This window comes from Aeromonas sp. FDAARGOS 1410, from assembly GCF_019048745.1.
Lineage (GTDB): Bacteria > Pseudomonadota > Gammaproteobacteria > Enterobacterales > Aeromonadaceae > Aeromonas > Aeromonas jandaei.
This window is the reverse complement of the sequence record NZ_CP077401.1, coordinates 4,294,477-4,314,856: the sequence shown is the minus strand read 5'-3', so window position 1 is coordinate 4,314,856 and position 20,380 is coordinate 4,294,477. Positions and strand designations below refer to the sequence as shown.

At 56.2% G+C, this 20,380-nt stretch carries 19 protein-coding genes and 10 tRNA genes; 25 read left to right on the top strand and 4 right to left on the bottom strand.

Features of this window, described 5'->3' with window-relative positions; all coding sequences use genetic code 11:
• Positions 1 to 167: 167 nt before the first annotated feature.
• From I6L40_RS20050 to I6L40_RS20040, 3 genes are all read right to left on the bottom strand, one after another.
• Positions 168 to 2,201, bottom strand: a complete 2,034-nt coding sequence (locus I6L40_RS20050) for an exoribonuclease II (protein ID WP_216994769.1) — start codon at positions 2,199 to 2,201, stop codon at positions 168 to 170.
• Positions 2,202 to 2,300: 99 nt separating this feature from the next.
• Entirely contained in the window at positions 2,301 to 3,200 is a 900-nt protein-coding gene (locus tag I6L40_RS20045) for a LysR family transcriptional regulator ArgP (protein ID WP_071912655.1), read from the bottom strand.
• A 205-nt stretch (positions 3,201 to 3,405) separates the two neighbouring features.
• Positions 3,406 to 4,044, bottom strand: a complete 639-nt coding sequence (locus I6L40_RS20040) for an acyl-homoserine-lactone synthase (protein ID WP_041209189.1) — start codon at positions 4,042 to 4,044, stop codon at positions 3,406 to 3,408.
• A 61-nt stretch (positions 4,045 to 4,105) separates the two neighbouring features.
• Between I6L40_RS20040 and I6L40_RS20035 the strand changes: the two genes are divergently transcribed.
• Together I6L40_RS20035 and lysE are read left to right on the top strand one after the other, a co-directional pair.
• A complete protein-coding gene (locus I6L40_RS20035) occupies positions 4,106 to 4,888 on the top strand; it encodes a LuxR family transcriptional regulator (RefSeq protein ID WP_041209188.1) in 783 nt (260 codons plus the stop codon).
• Positions 4,889 to 5,106: 218 nt separating this feature from the next.
• Positions 5,107 to 5,715, top strand: coding sequence for an L-lysine exporter (lysE, locus tag I6L40_RS20030; protein WP_071912657.1), 609 nt, complete (start codon positions 5,107 to 5,109; stop codon positions 5,713 to 5,715).
• Positions 5,716 to 5,773: 58 nt separating this feature from the next.
• On the opposite strand, the gene I6L40_RS20025 is transcribed toward lysE, so the two are convergent.
• Positions 5,774 to 7,783 (bottom strand): methyl-accepting chemotaxis protein, encoded by a 2,010-nt coding sequence (locus tag I6L40_RS20025; RefSeq protein WP_071912658.1) that lies wholly within the window; start codon positions 7,781 to 7,783, stop codon positions 5,774 to 5,776.
• Between the two features lie 254 nt (positions 7,784 to 8,037).
• Here I6L40_RS20025 and ruvA point away from each other — a divergent pair, with 254 nt between their 5' ends.
• The 23 genes from ruvA (at position 8,038) to I6L40_RS19910 (ending at position 20,371) form a co-directional block, all read left to right on the top strand.
• A complete protein-coding gene (gene ruvA, locus I6L40_RS20020; protein WP_071912660.1) occupies positions 8,038 to 8,652 on the top strand; it encodes a Holliday junction branch migration protein RuvA in 615 nt (204 codons plus the stop codon).
• Between the two features lie 8 nt (positions 8,653 to 8,660).
• Positions 8,661 to 9,671, top strand: coding sequence for a Holliday junction branch migration DNA helicase RuvB (gene ruvB, locus I6L40_RS20015; protein WP_033115129.1), 1,011 nt, complete (start codon positions 8,661 to 8,663; stop codon positions 9,669 to 9,671).
• A gap of 936 nt (positions 9,672 to 10,607) precedes the next feature.
• The gene (locus I6L40_RS20010) at positions 10,608 to 12,164 is read left to right on the top strand and encodes a cytochrome ubiquinol oxidase subunit I (protein WP_041209184.1); all 1,557 of its coding nucleotides are present in this window, start codon (positions 10,608 to 10,610) and stop codon (positions 12,162 to 12,164) included.
• Between the two features lie 11 nt (positions 12,165 to 12,175).
• Complete coding sequence (gene cydB, locus I6L40_RS20005) at positions 12,176 to 13,312, top strand: cytochrome d ubiquinol oxidase subunit II (RefSeq protein ID WP_041209183.1); 1,137 nt, start codon at positions 12,176 to 12,178, stop codon at positions 13,310 to 13,312.
• A 14-nt stretch (positions 13,313 to 13,326) separates the two neighbouring features.
• Positions 13,327 to 13,443, top strand: coding sequence for a cytochrome bd-I oxidase subunit CydX (cydX, locus tag I6L40_RS20000; RefSeq protein WP_026456928.1), 117 nt, complete (start codon positions 13,327 to 13,329; stop codon positions 13,441 to 13,443).
• On the top strand, positions 13,430 to 13,741 hold the full coding sequence (locus tag I6L40_RS19995; protein ID WP_041209182.1) for a cyd operon YbgE family protein: 312 nt from the start codon (positions 13,430 to 13,432) through the stop codon (positions 13,739 to 13,741). Before cydX ends, I6L40_RS19995 begins: the two co-directional genes overlap by 14 nt.
• Positions 13,742 to 13,846: 105 nt before the next feature.
• Positions 13,847 to 14,242 carry a tol-pal system-associated acyl-CoA thioesterase gene (gene ybgC / locus I6L40_RS19990; RefSeq protein WP_033113515.1) on the top strand — a complete coding sequence of 132 codons (396 nt, stop codon included), beginning with the start codon at positions 13,847 to 13,849 and terminating at the stop codon, positions 14,240 to 14,242.
• Positions 14,243 to 14,932 (top strand): protein TolQ, encoded by a 690-nt coding sequence (gene tolQ, locus I6L40_RS19985; protein WP_041209181.1) that lies wholly within the window; start codon positions 14,243 to 14,245, stop codon positions 14,930 to 14,932.
• Positions 14,932 to 15,378, top strand: coding sequence for a protein TolR (gene tolR, locus I6L40_RS19980; RefSeq protein ID WP_033113513.1), 447 nt, complete (start codon positions 14,932 to 14,934; stop codon positions 15,376 to 15,378). The genes tolQ and tolR overlap by 1 nt, the downstream gene beginning before the upstream one ends.
• Before the next feature lie 5 nt (positions 15,379 to 15,383).
• Positions 15,384 to 16,508, top strand: a complete 1,125-nt coding sequence (tolA, locus tag I6L40_RS19975) for a cell envelope integrity protein TolA (protein ID WP_041209180.1) — start codon at positions 15,384 to 15,386, stop codon at positions 16,506 to 16,508.
• Positions 16,509 to 16,511: 3 nt separating this feature from the next.
• Entirely contained in the window at positions 16,512 to 17,837 is a 1,326-nt protein-coding gene (tolB, locus tag I6L40_RS19970) for a Tol-Pal system beta propeller repeat protein TolB (protein ID WP_041209179.1), read from the top strand.
• 49 nt (positions 17,838 to 17,886) lie between these two features.
• Entirely contained in the window at positions 17,887 to 18,411 is a 525-nt protein-coding gene (gene pal / locus I6L40_RS19965; RefSeq protein WP_033113510.1) for a peptidoglycan-associated lipoprotein Pal, read from the top strand.
• A 12-nt stretch (positions 18,412 to 18,423) separates the two neighbouring features.
• Positions 18,424 to 19,233 carry a tol-pal system protein YbgF gene (gene ybgF / locus I6L40_RS19960; protein WP_042032553.1) on the top strand — a complete coding sequence of 270 codons (810 nt, stop codon included), beginning with the start codon at positions 18,424 to 18,426 and terminating at the stop codon, positions 19,231 to 19,233.
• A 174-nt stretch (positions 19,234 to 19,407) separates the two neighbouring features.
• Positions 19,408 to 19,483 (top strand) — tRNA-Lys (locus I6L40_RS19955).
• 32 nt (positions 19,484 to 19,515) lie between these two features.
• A tRNA-Val gene (locus tag I6L40_RS19950) sits at positions 19,516 to 19,591 on the top strand.
• A 23-nt stretch (positions 19,592 to 19,614) separates the two neighbouring features.
• Positions 19,615 to 19,690 (top strand) — tRNA-Lys (locus I6L40_RS19945).
• 17 nt (positions 19,691 to 19,707) lie between these two features.
• Positions 19,708 to 19,783, top strand: a tRNA-Val gene (locus I6L40_RS19940).
• 35 nt (positions 19,784 to 19,818) lie between these two features.
• Positions 19,819 to 19,894: transfer RNA gene (locus tag I6L40_RS19935), tRNA-Lys, on the top strand.
• 17 nt (positions 19,895 to 19,911) lie between these two features.
• Positions 19,912 to 19,987 (top strand) — tRNA-Val (locus tag I6L40_RS19930).
• 23 nt (positions 19,988 to 20,010) lie between these two features.
• Positions 20,011 to 20,086 (top strand) — tRNA-Lys (locus tag I6L40_RS19925).
• A 17-nt stretch (positions 20,087 to 20,103) separates the two neighbouring features.
• Positions 20,104 to 20,179, top strand: a tRNA-Val gene (locus I6L40_RS19920).
• Positions 20,180 to 20,202: 23 nt separating this feature from the next.
• Positions 20,203 to 20,278: transfer RNA gene (locus I6L40_RS19915), tRNA-Lys, on the top strand.
• Positions 20,279 to 20,295: 17 nt separating this feature from the next.
• Positions 20,296 to 20,371: transfer RNA gene (locus I6L40_RS19910), tRNA-Val, on the top strand.
• Positions 20,372 to 20,380 lie beyond the last annotated feature (9 nt).

Below are 20,380 nucleotides of genomic sequence, written 5' to 3'. Positions count from 1 at the left end.
GGAGATCCAGAGCTCAGATTTTGGCTCCTTTTATGGTGCGTGATGACGGGCTTTGCGTGGGGTGATTAACTGTTACGGGTAACAGCAATCAGTGGCAGGTTGGCAGGGAGATTTGAAGGGTTATGAAAAGAAGAGCCCGCACAGTGGCGGGCTCTGGAGAGGGGGATTTATTCCGCCTTGCTGGCTTCATCGACCGGTGCCGCAGCGTTATCCGCACCGCTCTCCGCGACCGGCGCTTCCGGTGCCGGACCGGGTACCAGATCTACAGCCGGTTTGGCGATGAGAGAGCGGGTCTCTTCCACCGCTTCGGTCAGCTTCACCTCGATGATCTGGCCGAGCTCGTAGACCACCTCGGTCTTGTCCAGATAGACGTGGCCGTTGTCCCAGTTGCACTCCAGTCGATCCTTGTTATCGAGGATGTGACGGGCAGGCATGAACACCACGGCGCCGTTCTCCTGCAGACGCAGCTTGAGACCGGCACGCATCACGTCGATGATCTCGGCGTTGAACACTTTGTCGGTGCCAGCATCGGCCTTGAGGTAGCGAACATAGAGCCAGTCGCCGATGTCACGCTCCACCATGCGGTGCAGACGGCGGCAGGCGGTCAGATGCTCGGTGAGCTCGGTGCTCGGGCGCTCGCCCGGGGTCTTGCCGGCGATAACGGCTTTAAGCAGACGATGGTTGACCATATCGCCGTACTTGCGAATAGGTGACGTCCAGGTGGCGTAGGCATCCAGACCCAGGCCGTAGTGGGCGCCCGGCTCGGAGGACATCAGCGCATAGCTCTGGAAACGGCGGATCTTGCCATCCAGCCAGCGGGTGTCGAGGTTGTCGATCCAGCGGCGCAGGGCACAGAAGCCGGAGAGGCTGGCGATCTCGTCGCGCTCGAACGGGGCTTCGGCACTCTTCAGCAGGTCGATGGCGCCGTCGAGGGACTCTTCGTCAAAGCCGGTGTGAACGTTGAAGATGCCGTAACCGACGCTCTTGCCCAGCACGCGACCGGCGCAGATGTTGGCGGCGATCATCGACTCTTCCACCATGCGGTTGGCGATGCGGCGTGGCTCGACGTGGATAGCCAGCACTTCGCCATTTTCGCCCAGCTCGAAGTCGTAGTCGGGTCTGTCCGGGAACACCAGCGCATGTTCGGTGCGCCACTTGATGCGCGCTTCGGTCATCGCCTTCATCAGCGGCAGCTGGGCCAGCACACCGGCGTCGATGGCCAGCTCTTTGCCATGCTCAGCCCAGTCGGAGACGTCGTCATAGTTGAGACGGGCGTGGGAGCAGATGCGGGCGGCGAAGAACTCGGTCTCCTCCAGTAGCAGACCATCTTCGGCGATGAGCAGACGGGCGCACAGGGTGTTGCGCTCCTCGCCCTCCTTCAGGGAGCAGAGCTCGTCCGAGAGGGTACGCGGAATCATGGGTACGTTGCGGCCCGGCATGTAGACGGTGAAGGCGCGCTGGGCGGCTTCCTTGTCCAGCTCGCTCCCTTCGGCCACATAGGCGGTCGGGTCGGCGATGGCGACCAGCAGCTCCCAGCCGTTATCCAGCTTGGTGATGGCCAGCGCATCGTCCATGTCCTTGGTCTTGGCACCGTCGATGGTGAAGAAAGGCACCTTGGTCAGGTCACGACGGGGCAGCTCCTCCTCTTCGATCACCTTCCACTCCGGCAGATCAGCCGGTTCGACCTGGGCCAGGTTGTGGCGCGCCAGCACCACCCACCAGGGCACGTTGTGATCTTCCTGAGCGGCAATCTTCTGGATGATCTCGGCAGAGAAGTTGCCGTCGACCAGCGCATGGCGTTTGAGGGTGGCGACTACCCAGTCCCCTTCCTTGAACTCTTTCTCATCCAGACCCTTCTTGACGCGGGCCTTGATGGCATCCTTGATCAGCGGGTGGTCGGCGACCACGTTGAGGCGGTCGCGGAACATCTTGACCCGGGCCACGAAGCGGGTGACGGACTGCTCCAGCAGGGCATCCGGCTCGGCCACTTCCTTCTCTTTTTCGGTACGGATCAGGGCGCTCACCCGGTCACCGTGCATCACCTTCTTCATGTAGGGAGGCGGCACGAAATAGCTGGTCTTCTCATCGACCTCCAGAAAGCCGAAGCCCCGATCGGAGGCGCGGATAACACCCTCTTTCTTGGGGATGTTTTCGCGGATTTGTTGCTTGAGCTGGGCCAGCAGCGGATTGTCTTGGAACATAAGTGAGGAACCTGAAGTGAAAACCTGGGTGGAGACCTGATGAAGGATCGCCCAGCACTATACGTTTTTAGCCCTGCAAAGCCAAGGTGAATGGCCTGCTCAGCGTGGTTTCAACTGCGATCTGGCATGGTCGATGAGACGTTGGGAGAGCTGCTTGTGAACCCCTTTTTCCAGTACCCAGCGGTGCCAGTAGAGGCGTTCCGTCAGGACGTGGTCGGGACTGAGGTTGAGCAGTGACCCGCCTGCGAGCTGGCCTCTTATCTGCAATTCGGGGATGAGACAATAGGCCAGGCCCTGTTCTGCCATGGCGACAAAGGCCTCGGACGAGTGAACCGTGTGACAGGGATAACCGCCGGGCTCCAGCCCGAAGTGTTGCGCCATGAAGCTGACATGCATGTCGTCGCGTTGATCGAAGGCCACTGCCGGAGCCTTGGCCAGCGCCTCCCGGGTCAGACCGTGGGGAAAGTGGCGCGCCACGAACGCGGGGCTGGCGGTAAGCTGATAGTTCATTTCGCCCAGCTCATCGACGCAGCAACCAGCCAGTGGCTGGGGGCTCAGGCTGACGGCGCCGAAGGCTTGGCCCTCGCGAACCTTGTCGAGGGTGCGGCTCTCGTCATCCACCAACAGATTGAGTTCGATGGGATGCTGCTCCAGCAAGGGGGCGATAGCGGGCAGAAACCAGGTGGCCAGGCTATCGGCATTGACGGCGATGCTGATACGGATAGGAGCTTTTGGCGTGGCGGGGGCCAGTTCGCCCGCCAGCTCAAGTTCGAGCTGGTGCACCTGACGATAGTGAGCCAGCAGCTTTTCCCCCAGCGGGGTTGCCTGCAACGGCTGATTGCGAATGATCAGCGGTTCGGCAAATTGCTGCTCCAGCTGCTTGATGCGTTGAGAGATAGCCGATTGGGTGATGTGCAGCGACCTGGCTGCCCGCTCGAAATTCTGCTCCTGCAACACGGCATCCAGTGCCCGCAGCAGTTTGTAATCCAGCTCTTTCATCCCTCATCCTCCCCTCGGCGCAGAGCCCAACTCTACGTGACTGCGCCGGGGACAACAACGGCGAGAGATGGCGCCATTCTGGCGGTGCTGTGATATCTGACAGTGGTAGAGGAGCCTTTTGGGGCAGATACTGGGCTCGTCGCGCTGGCAGCCCGGCGCGGAGTCATGGCGAGCCATTTGTCCCGGGGCGGGCTCCCGGGATTTTTTATGCTTGAGGGGTCAGTTCAGGCTGCTGATAGTGGCTGCTTTGATAGTTACCCTTGAGTGGCTGTGATACTGCCCTGGCGAAACGTTCATCGAGATGAAAGCGAATGCCAACCCCGCGAACTGCGCCCAGATCTACCGCCTGACGGTGACCAAGGCGTTCGATTGGAAGGCCAAGGCGTCGGAAAATGCGCTCTACCGGCAGGCTGACCACTGCGACCAGCTCGCGGATCCCGTGAGCGATTGCGAAAGCGTAGACTTCGCGAAAGATAACGCAGGTCAGTTCGTTGACTCCGCTTCCCATGCTGGGGGCACGGCTTGCATCTATGGCCAAACGGGTTAGCTCCCAGACATCGGAACTGCGTGGCGCGTTTTCGCCAGCCAGTGCCGTCGGGAATATCGTTGGTAGCATGTAGGCTTCGGCACAGTTGAGCATGCGGATACAGCCGCAAACACCTTCGCTATCTTCGATCAGCACCCAGTGCGTATCTGGTGAATCGAAGCTGTCACGCTCCAGTCCACGACGCGATTCGACATCCCACCCGAGGCGTTCTGAAAAGACGCTGTTGCGAAAGCGATAGAGTTCGTTCTCCACCTCGTTTCGTGGGTGTTCTCTCATTTTTCCAGTGAAAACAAACATTATGAACTCTCCATTACTCTATTCAGCGTTATAATCGGGGCCTGGTCAGGGGGACTACCACATGAAACGCGACCAACTGCTTGAATACCTCGAACACTTCACATCGGCCACAGATGGCAACCGCTTGGCTGAGCTGATCGGGCGCTTCACTATTGAAATGGGTTATGACTACTATCGTTTTGCCTTGATCATTCCCATGTCGATGCAAAGACCGAAGGTTGTGCTGTTTAATCAGTGCCCTGACTCCTGGGTGCAGGCCTATACCGAAAACAACATGCTGGCATGCGACCCCGTGATTCAGTTGGCGCGCAAACAGACATTACCCATCTACTGGAATCGCCTTGATGAACGAGCCCGCTTTTTACAAGAGGGGAGTATGGATGTGATGGGCATGGCTGCCGAATTCGGGCTGCGCAATGGCCTCTCTTTCCCTCTTCATGGCGCTGCTGGCGAAAACGGCATTCTCTCTTTCATCACTTCCGAGCGAGCATCAAGTGACTTGCTGCTGGAGTCCTCACCAGTTCTCTCCTGGATGTCCAATTACATCTTTGAAGCGGCTATACGGGTAGTGCGTTACAACATGGTGGAAACTTCGTACCCGGAGACTTTGACTGAACGCGAGACCGAGTGTCTTTTCTGGGCCAGTGAAGGGAAAACCTCGAGTGAAATTGCCTGCATTCTCGGCATTACCGAGCGCACGGTGAATTACCATCTCAATCAGGTCACCCGCAAAACAGGATCCATGAACCGCTATCAAGCGATTGCAAAAGGCGTCAGCAGCGGGATTCTGTTGCCCAACCTGGAACAGGTGGTCGTGACAAACTTTCCACTCGCACTGCAGTAAAACCCTACGACCTTGGTGGTAGCGATGGATTCTCCTGCTGCAATTGGAGGGTCACAATTGTCAGATCCTGTAATTGACAAGATGACTTGGTAAGAGCGTGGGTATTCGAGATTAAGAAATCATTAGGAAAATGAATCAATCAGTAAATCCATGAATTTCTCTGGATAGAAGCTCATCGCTATAGTGCCGTTTATTCCCAATTTCAGACGGTGCTTTTCATGTTCGCTACGACTCTGCAAGGCTTTACCCTTGGCCTTGCCATGATCATTCCCATCGGTGCCCAGAACGCCTTTGTGCTTAGCCGCGGCATTCATCGCAATCACCATCTGCTGACCGCAACGCTTTGCAGCTTCTGCGATCTCATCCTGATCGGGATCGGCGTATTTGGTGGTGCTACTGTCCTATCTGCAAGCCCCATTGGGATGGCGCTGCTGACCTGGGGCGGCGTGCTGTTTCTCTCCTGGTTCGGCGTGCGATCCCTGCGCAGTGCCTGGCGTGGTTCTCAGGTCGGGCTTGCCGACTCGCCCCAGCAAATGGGGGCCAAAAGCGTGCTGGCGATGACGCTGGGCGTCACCCTGCTCAATCCCCATGTCTATCTCGATACCCTGATGTTGCTCGGCTCCGTAGGCAGTCAGGTGGCAGACTCCTTGCGCCCGGCATTTGCCGCAGGTGCCATGCTGGCCTCGCTGGTATGGTTTTACTCACTGGCGCTGGGGGCTGCAGCTTTGGCCCCTTGGCTGGCAAAGGGGAGGGTGCAGCAGGGGATCGATCTGCTGGTCGGCATCATCATGCTGATCCTGGCGCTGCAACTGGCCAGAGGGAGTTAATTCATCCAGATAAAAAGATGCCACTCGCAGGGAGTGGCATCTTGGTTGTTCAGGGGGATCAGACCCGGAACTGCGAAAGCAGCCGCTGTTGCAGCAGGCTGGCCTGATGCAGTGACGAGGCGAGTTGCAGACACTCCTGCGCCTCCTGTTCACCGGTTTTGGCCTGCAGGCTGATGCCCGAGACTTTGTCGGAGGAGTGGCTGAGGGTGTGTGACAGCTGTCCGGTGGCAACGGCCACCTGTTGCACCATGTCGGCCAGCTGATCGATGGCACCCTGTACCTTGAACAGGATCTGCTTGGTGTTCTCGGAGTCTTGCATACCTGCTTCCACCGTCTTGAGATTGCGCTGCATCATCAGGTAGGCGGTCTCGGTTTGCTGCTGGATGCTACTAATCACCTGGCTAATCTCGGCGCTGGAGGCCGCTGTGCGGTTGGCCAAGGTGCGCACCTCGTCAGCCACAACCGCAAAGCCCCGCCCCATTTCCCCTGCTCGGGCCGCCTCAATCGCGGCATTGAGTGCCAGCAGATTGGTTTGCTCCGAGATACCGCTGATGGTGGAGATGATTTGGCCGATCTGCCCCGCCTGCTCCTTGAGGGAATTGATCGCGATGGCGCACTCGCTCACCTCCTGTACCACCCGCTGCATGCCCGCGCTGGCAGAGGCGACATACTGGCTGCTCTCGGTGGTCAGCTGGCGTACTTCATTGGCATTTTGGGCGGCCATGCTGCAGTTGTCCGAGATTCCGGTGGCAACCTGTACCATCTCTTCACTGTCATGATGCAGAGCCAGCGCGTGTTCTGCTGTCTGGCGGCTGCTCTGGCTGATGGCCTCCACCCGATTGACCGAGGTATGGACATGCTCGCTGATGTGCTGGTTGTTGTGCATCGTCGAGCTGATCATCTTCTGCAGCTTCTCGATAAAGCGATCCACGCTATTGGCGAGCGACCCGATCTCATCATCCCGCTTCAGGTTGATGCGCACGTTGAGATCGCCATCGCCTGCGGCTATATCCTCCATGCGTTTATTCACCTGTAGCAGCGGGGTGACCAGTTTGCGGGTCAGCCAGAAGCCACACAGGGTGACGATGACGAGGCTGAACACAAGGCCAGCCAGTATCAGGCTGTTGGTCTGGCCGATGATGCCATTGAGCTGGATAATCTGATCTTCCACGGTGGCATCGCCTTTTGCCTCGACATCGACCAGTTGCTGCGCTAGTCGATCTGCGCTTTGCTCATAGGTCGCCTGTTGTGTCTGATAACTGGCGAGGGCCGCTAGCCAGCTGCCCAGCAACTGTTTGTGGCGGGCCTGCAGCTCGCGGTATTGGCTCGACAGTGTATGGTCGCCGAATTCTCCGCTGCCCTGTGCATCGAACATTCCAGTGGCCAGCATCCGGCTGGCGGCACTCTCATAAAATGTGATTGCCTCTTCCAGCTCCTTTTTGATGGCATCCGAGATTCCGAGTCTACGCATCTTTTCCATGGCGTAGAGTTGGCGCAAGAAGCCGATATTGGCCTCCATACCGCCATCGGCAGCCTCCCATCGTGTTTCCAGACCGCCATTCCAGCTAATGGGTTGGTCAGGCGATTGCGTCAGGCCTTCCACGGCCTCATCACCGATGACCTCCATCTGTTCCGAGAGGCGAGCCAGTCGATCGGCATTATCGCGCAAGGATTGATCCACATCGGTATAGCTGCGATAGAGCGTCAGCAAGGCATCTTGCTGCTGTCGATAGTCCTGCTGCTGCTGCTCCATGATCTTGACTGCGGAAGGGTCGATGAGTTGCCCGTTGGCCACCCGCGTCAGTGCATCATCGGTTGCAGCCTTGGCTGAATTCAGTTTGCCATTATCGAGCGGGATCCCGTTGAGCATCTTCTGTATTTGCAGTTGCTGGTGGCCCAGTTCGATGGAGCCTTCCATGGCGCCATCTGCAGTTTGCCAGGCTGCCCCCAATACATAGGAGAGCAGATTGGCCAGTCGCTGGCTGCCGTACCAGCCGACGATCCCCATGCCCAGCGTGCAGCCAAGCAATATGGTGAGGCCCAGATTTGAGGTCGTAACAATCTTCATGTGATGGCCTTCCTTGGTGTGTTGCACTATCAGGTGCCGAATAAGTCTAATCAGACAACGCCATGTTTGCCAAAGATGCGGAGTCGGCTACCGGTTATCCCGTGCCTGAAAAAGCACAGGATCAAGCATGGTGGATCTTGCATAAAATGCTTCTCCGATGAGCGGCCACCGATAGGGCAATGCTGGATACTTATCCAGTTATTCTTTATGCTATGAGCCAATTTGCGAATTGCTGTACTGGTGAGGAGAGAGCCGTGATTGGTCGCTTGAGAGGCATTGTCATTGAGAAGCAGCCCCCCGAGGTTTTGCTGGAAGTGGGTGGCGTTGGCTACGAGGTGCAGATGCCAATGAGCTGTTTCTATGATTTGCCGGAAATCGGCAAGGAGGCGACCATCCACACCCATTTTGTGGTGCGTGAGGATGCCCAGCTGCTCTATGGTTTCAACCACAAGCAGGAGCGGGCCCTGTTTCGCGAGCTGATCAAGACCAACGGGGTCGGCCCCAAGCTGGCGCTGGCGATTCTCTCCGGTATGACGGCCAGTCAGTTTGTCATCTGTGTCGAGCGTGAAGAGATAAGCTCATTGGTCAAGCTGCCAGGGGTAGGCAAGAAGACGGCCGAACGGCTGGTGGTGGAGATGAAGGATCGCCTCAAGGGGTGGGTCAGCCATGATCTCTTCTCCCCAGCAGCGGTCACCTTGCCATCTCGCGAGCCGGAACTGCGAGCACCGGATGCTGCGGAAGAGGCGGCCAGCGCCCTGGTGGCGCTCGGTTACAAGCCGCAACAAGCGAGCCAGATCGTCAGCAAGGTCGCCAAAGATGGCATGTCGGTGGAAGATATCATCCGCGAATCCCTGCGTAGTCTGGTGTGAGGTAGCAGATGATTGAAGCTGATCGTCTCATTTCGTCCAGTGCCGCCCGCGAGGACGACATTATCGACCGTGCCATCCGCCCCAAAAAACTGGCGGACTATACCGGTCAGGATGCTGTTTGCGAGCAGATGGAGATCTTTATCGAGGCGGCGCGGCAGCGGGGGGAGGCTCTCGATCACCTGCTGATCTTCGGCCCGCCGGGTCTGGGCAAGACCACCCTCGCCAACATCGTTGCCAACGAGATGGGGGTCAACATCAAGACTACCTCTGGCCCCGTATTGGAGAAAGCGGGTGATCTGGCTGCATTGCTCACCAACCTCGAACCACACGATGTGCTCTTTATCGACGAGATCCACCGCCTCAGCCCGGTGGTGGAAGAGGTGCTCTATCCGGCGATGGAGGATTACCAGCTCGATATCATGATCGGGGAGGGGCCGGCGGCCCGCTCCATCAAGCTCGATCTGCCCCCATTTACCCTGATCGGTGCTACCACCCGGGCCGGCTCTCTTACCAGCCCGCTGAGGGATCGCTTCGGCATTGTTCAGCGTCTCGAGTTCTACAACGTCAAGGATCTCACCGATATCGTCTCCCGCAGTGCTCGCTGTCTGGGGTTAGATATGACAGAAGATGGTGCCATTGAGGTCGCTCGTCGCTCTCGCGGCACGCCGCGGATTGCTAACCGCTTGTTAAGACGGGTGCGCGACTTTGCCCAGGTCAAATCCGATGGCCGAATCGATGGCCCCATCGCAGCTCGGGCGATGGACATGTTGGACGTCGATAACGAGGGGTTTGATTTTATGGACCGCAAGTTATTGTTGGCTGTCATAGACAAGTTTATGGGGGGCCCGGTGGGTCTCGATAACCTGGCGGCGGCAATCGGTGAAGAGAAAGATACGATTGAGGATGTACTGGAGCCCTATCTGATCCAGCAGGGCTATCTGCAACGTACCCCAAGAGGGCGGATAGCGACTACGCGGGCATATGCTCATTTCGGCCTTCAGCGGCCTGATGAGAAGTAAGAAAACAGCTGTTTGAGTAAAAAACCGCCACCTGAGGCGGTTTTTTGTTATGCGGGCCAAAAAAAGCCCACGGCGGATGCGGTGGGCAAAGACAATTCAGGATGGATGTTCACAGACAGTGAGTGCGTCTGGACACAGACCGGAAAATAAACAGGTGAGCCGTCGCGAGCTCTCAGAGTCGGTTCAGTTGATAGAGCTGAACAAAGGAAAGCTTGTAGTAACGGATGGTTTTAGCAACAAACTTTTTCATCTTCGATTCCAATAGACAGGTTCAAATTGATGGTCGAATACGTACCGTGAACCCGGATTAACCGGCCTGTATCCAAGGGGATGCCCTCACTGCGAGGCGCATTGTAGGAGTTCGAATCGGCGTGGGCAAACAAGAAAAATTGCACCGTTCAGATTAGTTTATCTAATTTATTTCTCGATTGGTTTGGCTCGCATGAGTATGCATTTTTAGCAGTATTAAATTGCGTTTTTCAGAGCAGGAGTCAGTTGCGAATAACATAAGAAAAAGAAGCTTGGCTCCATTTTTCAAATTAAATGAAGGCATTGTTGGTTAAATAATTAAATTGATTTAAATCAATAAATTACTGTTTTTGTTATTCTGTGATCTGACTCATGTCATCAGACGTTAAATAGTTTAAAAATGCCTTTTGCGGTCATCTTTTGCGGGTGCTTTTACATTGATTTCAATCAAATAAAGGTGATATAAAACCACAGTCATCATGGGCGAGAATAAATTCCAGCTGGTTGTTTTATAAATGTTAAACATTAGCTTTCTTTGTTCTCAGTTATTGCCTTGTTGTTAATGCTGGTTGTTAGTAATGGGGTTTTGTTGTGAGTGCTCATGGCGGGACCCATTTGATGGCCATCAACGGAAGCTTTGTGCTTAAAACTTAAAATAGCCGTGCCAATAATCGGTGAGGAAACATCATGATTGCTGAGCATGTGGTCGACCTATCGCGGTTCCAGTTCGCTGCGACGGCCCTTTATCACTTCTTGTTTGTCCCCCTGACGCTGGGAATGACCTTCATTCTCGCGATCATGGAATCTGTCTATGTTATGACCAACAACCCCATCTACAAGGACATGACCAAGTTCTGGGGTAAGTTGTTCGCCATTAACTTCGCCCTCGGGGTAACGACCGGTTTGACCATGGAGTTCCAGTTCGGAACCAACTGGGCTTACTACTCCCACTATGTTGGCGATATCTTCGGTGCCCCGCTGGCTATCGAAGGTCTGATGGCTTTCTTCCTTGAATCTACTTTCGTCGGCATGTTCTTCTTCGGTTGGGATCGCCTGAGCAAGCATCAACACCTGGTTGCGACCTGGTTGATGGCGCTGGGTACCAACCTCTCTGCCCTCTGGATCCTGGTTGCCAACGGCTGGATGCAGAACCCGGTCGGTGCCGAGTTCAACTTCGAATCTATGCGGATGGAGATGGTGAGCTTCGCAGACCTGGTGTTCAACCCGGTTGCTCAGGTCAAGTTCGTCCACACCGTGGCTGCTGGCTATACCTGTGGCGCCATGTTCGTTCTGGGCATCTCCTCCTACTACCTGCTGAAGAATCGTGATGTGGCCTTTGCCCGTCGCTCTTTCGCCATCGCGGCCGCTTTCGGTATGGCTTCCATCCTCTCCGTACTGGTGCTGGGTGACGAGTCCGGTTACGAGACCGGTGAAGTGCAGAAGGTGAAACTGGCTGCCATCGAAGCCGAGTGGGAAACTGAGCCTGCTCCGGCTGCCTTTACCCTGTTCGGTATTCCGAATCAGGAAGAGATGCGCACCGACTACGCCATCAAGATCCCCTATGCCATGGGCATCATCGCGACTCGTTCCCTTGATACTCAGGTCACCGGTCTCAAGGATCTGAAGAGCGAGCACGAACTGCGCGTGCGTAACGGTATGACCGCTTACGATCTGTTGACCAAGCTGCAGTCTGGTGACAAGTCTGACGAAACCCGCGCTCGCTTCGATGAAGTGAAGCAGGATCTGGGTTACGGTCTGCTGCTCAAGCGCTACACCAGCAATGTGACCGACGCTACCGACGAGCAGATCAAGGCCGCCGTGGATGACTCCATCCCGCAGGTACTGCCGCTGTTCTTCGCTTTCCGCATCATGGTTGCCGTCGGCATGCTGATGCTGGTGCTGATCGGTATGGCCTTCTATGACAGTGCCCGTCACCAGATCGGCCAGCGCAAGTGGCTGCTCAAGGGTCTGCTGTGGGGTATTCCGCTGCCGTGGATCGCTATCGAAGCTGGCTGGTTCGTTGCCGAATATGGTCGTCAGCCCTGGACCATTGCCGAAGTGCTGCCGACCTCTGTCTCCGCTTCCAATGTGCCTGCCGCTGAAATCTGGTTCTCTCTGATCGGTATCTGCCTGTTCTACACAGTGCTGCTGGTGATCGAGATGTACCTGATGTTCAAGTTTGCCCGCCTCGGCCCAAGCAGCCTGAAGACCGGCAAGTATCACTTTGAACAGCTCAAGGCATAAGGAGAGTGGCCATGTTTGATTACGAAACTCTGCGTGTCATCTGGTGGGTACTGGTCGGCGTGCTGCTGATTGGCTTCGCCATCACTGACGGCTTCGACATGGGGGTGGGCGCACTGCTCCCCTTCGTCGGCAAGAAAGATATCGAGCGTCGCGTCATGATCAACTCCATCGCCCCCCACTGGGACGGCAACCAGGTGTGGCTGATCACTGCGGGTGGCGCTCTGTTCGCTGCCTGGCCGCTGGTTTACGCAACTGCGTTCTCCGGCTTCTATGTGGCGATGATCCTGACCCTGATGGCGCTCTTCTTCCGTCCGGTCGGTTTTGACTACCGTTCCAAGCTGGAGAGCCCGAGATGGCGCAACAACTGGGACTGGTGCCTGTTCATCGGTGGTGCGGTTCCGCCCATCGTGTTCGGCGTCGCGTTCGGTAACCTGCTGCAGGGCGTGCCGTTCGAATTCAACCAGTTCCTGATGTCCACCTATCACGGCAACTTCTTCGGCCTGCTCAACCCGTTCGGCCTGCTGGCCGGTATCGTCAGCCTCAGCATGTTCCTGGCTCAGGGCGCGACCTGGCTGATGATGAAGACCGAAGGCGAAGTGCTGGCTCGCTCCCGTACCGCCGCCATCGGCAGCTCGCTGCTGCTGCTGGTATTGTTCGCGGTGGCTGGCTGGTGGGTTAGCGGCATGGAAGGCTATGTCATCGTCAAGGCTGCGGCCAACGATGCGGTCTCCAACCCGCTGGGCAAGGAAGTTGTGCTGCAGGCTGGCGCCTGGATGAACAACTACAGCCTCTACCCGTGGATGATTGCCGCGCCGGTTCTGGGTCTCTCCATGAGCCTGCTGACTGCGCTGTTCGCCATGCTGAACAAAGGTTGGGTGGCGTTCACTACCTCCTCCCTGGCGATGGCGGGCGTGATCCTGACTGCCGGTTTCTCCATGTTCCCGTTCGTGATGCCCTCAAGCCTTGAGCCGTCACAGAGCCTGACCATGTGGGATACCACTGCCTCTTTCAACACCCTGCAGGTGATGACAGTGGCCGCAGCTATCTTCGTACCGATTGTGCTGGGTTACACCATCTGGACCTACATCAAGATGTTTGGCCGGGTGACCAACAAGCACATCGAAGATAACCAACATTCGGCCTACTAAGAGGAGCCCTGATAATGTGGTATTTCACCTGGATCCTGGGTCTGCTGCTGGCCTGTGCATTTGGCATCATTAATGCGCTGTGGTTGGAACATACCGAGAACATGGATCGTCAGATCGATGAGGATAAGTGATCGACTGGCCAGGCTGGCTGCTCCACTGGAGCGCCAGCCATGGCAAGGGTTGATGTTGCTCGCGGCGGCCTTGTTGGCCGTCGCTATTTTGCAGGCCCCCAATCTGATAGCAGCCAACACCAGCAGCCACGGCCACTGGTTGTCGTTCTGGCTGATGTGGGCGGTCTGCTGCGGCATCCTGAACGGACTCGGCTTTCATCTGAAAAGCGTGTTCGGGCGGATCCTGTTCAACCCCTGGCTCGCCTGGCCCAGTTTGTTGTATGGCCTTTGGCTGACACATTCATATTTCCTCTCATAAAAAACAGGGGGAGGCAGGATTTCCCTGCTTCCCCCTGCTTCTTTCCTATTCAGCCCTGCGCTATGATAGCCCCCCATCTGACTGTCGAATGGATCACAGATTGTTATGGGGGAAGTCCATGAGTTTCCGGTGCGTGTCTATTACGAGGACACCGACGCCGGGGGCATCGTCTACAACGCCAATTATCTCAAGTTTATGGAACGTGCTCGCACCGAGTTCCTTCGTGCCAAAGGGGTCGAACAGGACGTCTTGTTGCAGGAGGGATATGCCTTCGTCGTGAGTCGAACAGAGATCGATTTCCGCTCGGCGGCCCGTTTTAATGAACTTTTGAATGTGTTAACGCAAGTGACTGAAGTGAAACGCGCATCCATGCGTTTTTCACAGCAGATCCTGGCGGCTGATGGGCGACTGGTCACTCAGGCCATGGTACAGATAGCCTGTGTCAGTCATCCGCAAATGAAACCTGTTGCAATACCTGTAAATGTGAAGGGAGTGCTGTAAGTGCACGCTGAAATTTCGTTTATTGGCCTGTTTTGGCAAGCCAGCCTGTTGGTAAAACTGGTCATGATGACCCTGATGAGCATGTCGATTGTCTCCTGGGCGCTGATTATCCAGCGCTCCAAGGCGATCAAGGCTGCCAATATCGCATCTGAGCAGTTTGAAGATCGCTTCTGGTCAGGGGTTGATCTCAATCGCCTCTATCAGGAGTCCTCTTCCCGCCGCGATGACATCGAAGGCATGGAAGATATCTTCTACTCCGGTTTCAAGGAGTATGCCCGCTTGCTGAAGGCCGGCGCCCGCGGTCAGGATGCGGTGATGGACGGTACCTACCGTGCCATGCGCGTCTCCCTCTCCCGTGCGGTGGACGATCTCGAATCCAACCTGCCCATCCTGGCGACCATCGGCTCCATCAGTCCCTATATCGGTCTGTTCGGTACCGTATGGGGGATCATGAACGCCTTTATCGCCCTGGGTCAGGTACAGCAGGCGACCCTGCAGATGGTAGCCCCCGGTATCGCGGAAGCGCTGATCGCTACCGCCATGGGTCTGTTTGCCGCCATCCCGGCTGTTATCTTCTACAACCGCTTCTCCAACAAGGTGGAAAAGCTGGAGAACGCCTACGCCAACTTCATGGACGAGTTCACCACCATTCTGAACCGTCAAATTGCACAGCAGCAGGGTGATCAGTAATGCAAACCTATCAGCGGATCCGGCGCAAGAAGGTGGCCGAGATCAACGTGGTTCCCTATATCGACGTCATGCTGGTGCTGCTTATCATCTTTATGGCGGTAACGCCGGTGATCACCCAGGGGGTCAAGGTTGACCTGCCGCAGGCGGAATCCGAGCAGTTGCCGGAAGATGCCAAGCCGCCCTTCATCGTCAGCGTCAACACCGATGGTGAGTATGTCATCAAGGCTGGCGAAGCCGAGGATGAGCCGGTACCAAGCGGCACGCCCGAAGCGATGCAGCAGTACATCACCGAGAAAGCCATGGGCTATCTGGCTATCAACCAGAATGCTCCCGTGGTGGTGGCCGGTGACAAGTCGGTGCGCTACGAAGAGGTGATCCTGTTGATGGTGGCCCTCAAGAAAGCCGGTGTTCCTCAGGTTGGCCTGATGACTGATCCGGTGAATTGACGGAGATGGATGTGAAGCGTGGTATTTCCGGTTATCTCATCGCATCGTTTCTGCTGCACCTGATCATCGGCATCATCCTGTTTGTCGGTCTCGACTTCAGCAAGCCGAAGCGGCCCGAGTCGCAGGGGCAGATCGTCAATGCGGTGATGCTGGATAGCGAATTCCTGGCCCAGCAGGCGCAGCAGATCCAGCAGCAAAAGGCTCAGCCCAAGGCTGCACAGCAACAGCAGAAGAAAAAGGAAGAGGCGGAAGAGGCCAAGCGCGAGCTGGCCGAGCAGCAGGAGCGCCTGCGTATTGCCGAGACCAAGCGCAAGCAGGCCGAAGAGGCGACCCGCAAGGCAGAAGCCGAAAAGCAGAAGAAAGAGGCTGAGCAGAAGCAGGCGGAAGAGAAGGCCCAGAAAGCCGAGGAAGCCCGCAAGCTGGAAGAGCAAAAAGCCAAGAAGGCAGAAGCCGAGAAGAAAGCGGCGGAAGATGCCAAGGCGCTCGCGCTGAAGAAAAAGAAAGAGCTCGAGAAAAAACAGGCGGAAGAGAAAGCCAAGGCCGAAGAGGCCAAGGCCAAGAAAGCGGAAGCCGAGAAGAAGGCCAAAGCCGAAGCTGAGAAAAAAGCCAAGGCAGAAGCCGAGAAGAAAGCCAAAGCCGAGGCCGAGAAGAAGGCCAAGGAAGAGGCTGATAAAAAGGCAAAAGCTGACGCAGAGAAAAAAGCCAAAGCCGAAGCCGAGAAGAAGGCCAAGGCGGATGCCGAGCGCAAGCGCAAGGCAGAAGAGGCCAAGCTGCAGAAAGAGATGGAAGCCATGATGGAGCAGCAGATGGCGGCTGAAGCCAATGCGCGCAGTCAGGCTGCATCGGCGGCAGCCAAGGGTGAAGTCGACAAATATGCGGCACTCATCAAGGCCACTGTTGAGCGTTATATGATTTTGGATCCCACCATGCGGGGCAAAACATGTACTATCGGCGTACGTCTTGCGAGCAGTGGCTTTGTCATTTCGGTGGATAACGGCCAGGGTGACCCGGCGGTATGTCGTTCCGGTAAAGCGGCCGTATTGAAGGCCAACCAGTTGCCGGTGCCGAAGGATCCTGCGGCATTCGAGATGTTGAAGGAATTTAACCTCAAATTGGAACCGAGTATTTAAGCCATGATCAGAAAAGTGTTTTTTGCTTTGGTTGGTTGTTTGCTGCTGGGCCAGAGTGCCCATGCGGCTCTGGATATCGTCATCACTGGCGGTATTGACAGCGCCCGTCCCGTCGCCGTTGCCCCCTTCAAGTGGGAAGGCAACGGCCAGCTGCCGCAGGATATCGCGGAAGTGGTCTCCAACGACCTGATGCGCAGCGGCAAGTTCAAGCCGCTGGCGCGCAGCCAGATGCCGCAGACCCCGAGCAGCAGCAGCGAAATCAACTTCGCACCCTGGGCTGCCCAAGGGGTTGAGGCTGTGGTGGTAGGCTCCATCGCCGCCGTGGGTGATGGTACCTACAAGATCAACTTCGAGCTGGTCGATGTGCTCAAGGGCCAGTTGGCCAAGGCGCAGGGTGGCGAGAGCAATGGTTATATCCTGGATAGCCGTATGGCGACCATCCCGGGTGCCCAGATGCGTCAGTTCGCCCACCGCATCTCCGACATCGTCTATGAGCGTCTGACTGGCGAGCGTGGCGCCTTCCTGACTCGTCTGGCTTACGTTTCCGTACAGCAGGGGACCCAGTTCCCGTATCAGCTGCGGATCTCCGACTACGACGGTTACAACGAGAAGACCCTGCTGCGCTCCCGCGAGCCGCTGATGTCCCCGGCCTGGTCGCCGGATGGCAGCAAGCTGGCCTACGTGAGCTTCGAGAACCAAAAATCCGAGATTTACGTGCAGGATATCTACACCCAGCAGCGCAGCCTGATCACCAGCTTCCGCGGTATCAACGGTGCGCCGGAGTGGTCTCCGGATGGTCGTCGTCTGGCTATCGTTCTCTCCAAGGACGGGTCACCAAACCTCTATGTTGTTGATGTCGCTAGCAAGCAGCTGACCAGGGTCACCACCAGCCGGGTGATCGACACCGAACCCTCCTGGATGCCGGACGGGCAAAATTTGCTGTTCACCTCTGAACGTGGTGGCAAACCCCAGATTTATAGCGTAAATTTGGCGACTGGCATGACTCGCCGGATGACCTGGGAAGGTGAATCCAACCAGGGCGCATCCATCACACCTGATGGCAAGATCATGGTGATGGTGACCCGGGTTCAAGGGCAATATCGTATTGCCCGTCAGGATATGGACACCAATGCCCAGTTGGTCCTGACTCAGAGTGCACTGGACGAGTCCCCAAGTGTGGCTCCCAATGGCAGCATGATCATTTATGCCACCATCTATCAGGGTCGTAAGAGTCTTGCGTTGGTGTCGACTGATGGTCGCTTCAAGGCTGTGCTTCCGACCAGTAGCGGTGAAATTCGTGCACCAGCTTGGTCGCCCTTCTTGAATTGATAAAAATCCAATTGTTTTTTGTTTTGTTATAAAGGTTTAAGGAAATAGCATGCAACTCAATAAACTGCTCAAGGGTTTGGCCATCGCACTGCCACTGTTCACCCTGGCTGCTTGTAGCTCCTCTTCTGATTCAGGCTCTGCTGGTGCCGAATCAGGTATGACCGACGGCATGGGCGGTGTACAAACCGGTGGCGCCAACGGCATGTTGTCCCCGGAAGAGCAGATGCGTCAGAAGTTCGAAGCGCTGCAGCGCGACAACGTCATCTACTTCCCGTTTGACGGCTACGAAATCCAGGGTCAGTACGCTGATCTGCTGGATGCCCATGCCAGCTACCTGCGCGAGCGTCCGAGCGTGAAAGTACTGATCGAAGGCCACGCCGATGAGCGCGGTACTCCGGAGTACAACATCGCTCTGGGTGAGCGTCGTGCCAAGGCTGTTGCCAAGTATCTGCAAACCCTGGGTGTGCAGGCCGAGCAGCTCTCCATCGTCAGCTATGGCGAAGAGAAGCCGCTGGATCTGTCCCACACCGAGGAAGCCTTTGCCAAAAACCGCCGTGCGGTTCTGGTTTACTAAGGTTCTATACGGATGAATTTTGTGTATAAGCAAGCGGCCATTTCGATGGCCGTTTTATTTGCAGTCTCTGCCCATGCCGCGGCTCCGGTCAGCGATTTGGGGGGGGATTCCGGCGGCGTTGTCCTGAGTGGCAATAACGGCGCCATCGTGCCCACCGGTAGCCTCGAAGATCGGGTTGCCCTGCTGGAGCGCACCCTGAACGCCCGTCTGCGACTGCAAGCCGACTTGCAGCAGCAGGTCGACTCCCTGCAAGGGGAGGTCTCCGAGCTGCGTGGTCAACTGGAGCAGCAGACCTACCAGATGGAGCAGTCGCAAGAGCGTCAGCGTCAGCTCTACCAGGAGCTGGACAAGGTGAGCAGCCAGCAGCAGGCCGCAGCTCCGGCCGCCGCCGCACCAGCTGCCGCCACCGCCGCCAATCCGGCCCCGGCCGTCAACTACTCGACCAATCAGGACGAGAATCAGGCCTACGACGCTGCCGTGAACATGGTGCTCAAAGAGAAGAACTACGACAAAGCCATTCCGGCTTTCCAGGGCTTCATCAAGCAGTACCCCAGTTCAAGCTATGTCCCCAATGCACACTACTGGCTGGGCCAGCTGCTGTTCAACAAGGGTGACCGAGCCGGTGCTGCCGCCCAGTTCTCTACCGTCGCCAACAAGTACAGCAAGTCGCCCAAGCGCGCCGATGCCCTGCTGAAGCTGGGGATGCTGTCACAGCTGGATGGCAAGAAGGCCGAGGCGAAAGCCTTCTACGAGCAGGTGATCAAGGGTTACCCCAACACCTCTCCGGCACAGCTGGCGAAGCAGAGCCTGAGCAAGCTGTAACATTGCCGTATGTCACTGTTTTCGTAACGGTACTGTAAAAACAGCCTGCATTTGTACGCACAGTGAGCAAACGGATTTAAATTACGAATTTTCTGTTGCACCGGAAATTTAAATCCGTAATATAGGCCGCCGTCAGAGCCGAAGCAGTAATGCAGTCGGTACTGGTCGTGGTGAGGGTCGTTAGCTCAGTCGGTAGAGCAGTTGACTTTTAATCAATTGGTCGCTGGTTCGAATCCAGCACGACCCACCACTTGTCTCCACCAAGTGGAGACAGAATTCCCAGGTCGTTTAGCTCAGCTGGGAGAGCACCTCCCTTACAAGGAGGGGGTCACTGGTTCGATCCCAGTAACGACCACCAGTTTGTAAAAAAATGATTTAGATGGGTCGTTAGCTCAGTCGGTAGAGCAGTTGACTTTTAATCAATTGGTCGCTGGTTCGAATCCAGCACGACCCACCATCATTTCAGAATTCCCAGGTCGTTTAGCTCAGCTGGGAGAGCACCTCCCTTACAAGGAGGGGGTCACTGGTTCGATCCCAGTAACGACCACCATATTTGTAGTAAAAAGTTTAAAAAATGATTTAGATGGGTCGTTAGCTCAGTTGGTAGAGCAGTTGACTTTTAATCAATTGGTCGCTGGTTCGAATCCAGCACGACCCACCATCATTTCAGAATTCCCAGGTCGTTTAGCTCAGCTGGGAGAGCACCTCCCTTACAAGGAGGGGGTCACTGGTTCGATCCCAGTAACGACCACCAGTTTGTAAAAAAATGATTTAGATGGGTCGTTAGCTCAGTCGGTAGAGCAGTTGACTTTTAATCAATTGGTCGCTGGTTCGAATCCAGCACGACCCACCATCATTTCAGAATTCCCAGGTCGTTTAGCTCAGCTGGGAGAGCACCTCCCTTACAAGGAGGGGGTCACTGGTTCGATCCCAGTAACGACCACCAGTTTGTAAAAAAATGATTTAGATGGGTCGTTAGCTCAGTCGGTAGAGCAGTTGACTTTTAATCAATTGGTCGCTGGTTCGAATCCAGCACGACCCACCATCATTTCAGAATTCCCAGGTCGTTTAGCTCAGCTGGGAGAGCACCTCCCTTACAAGGAGGGGGTCACTGGTTCGATCCCAGTAACGACCACCAGTTTGTAAA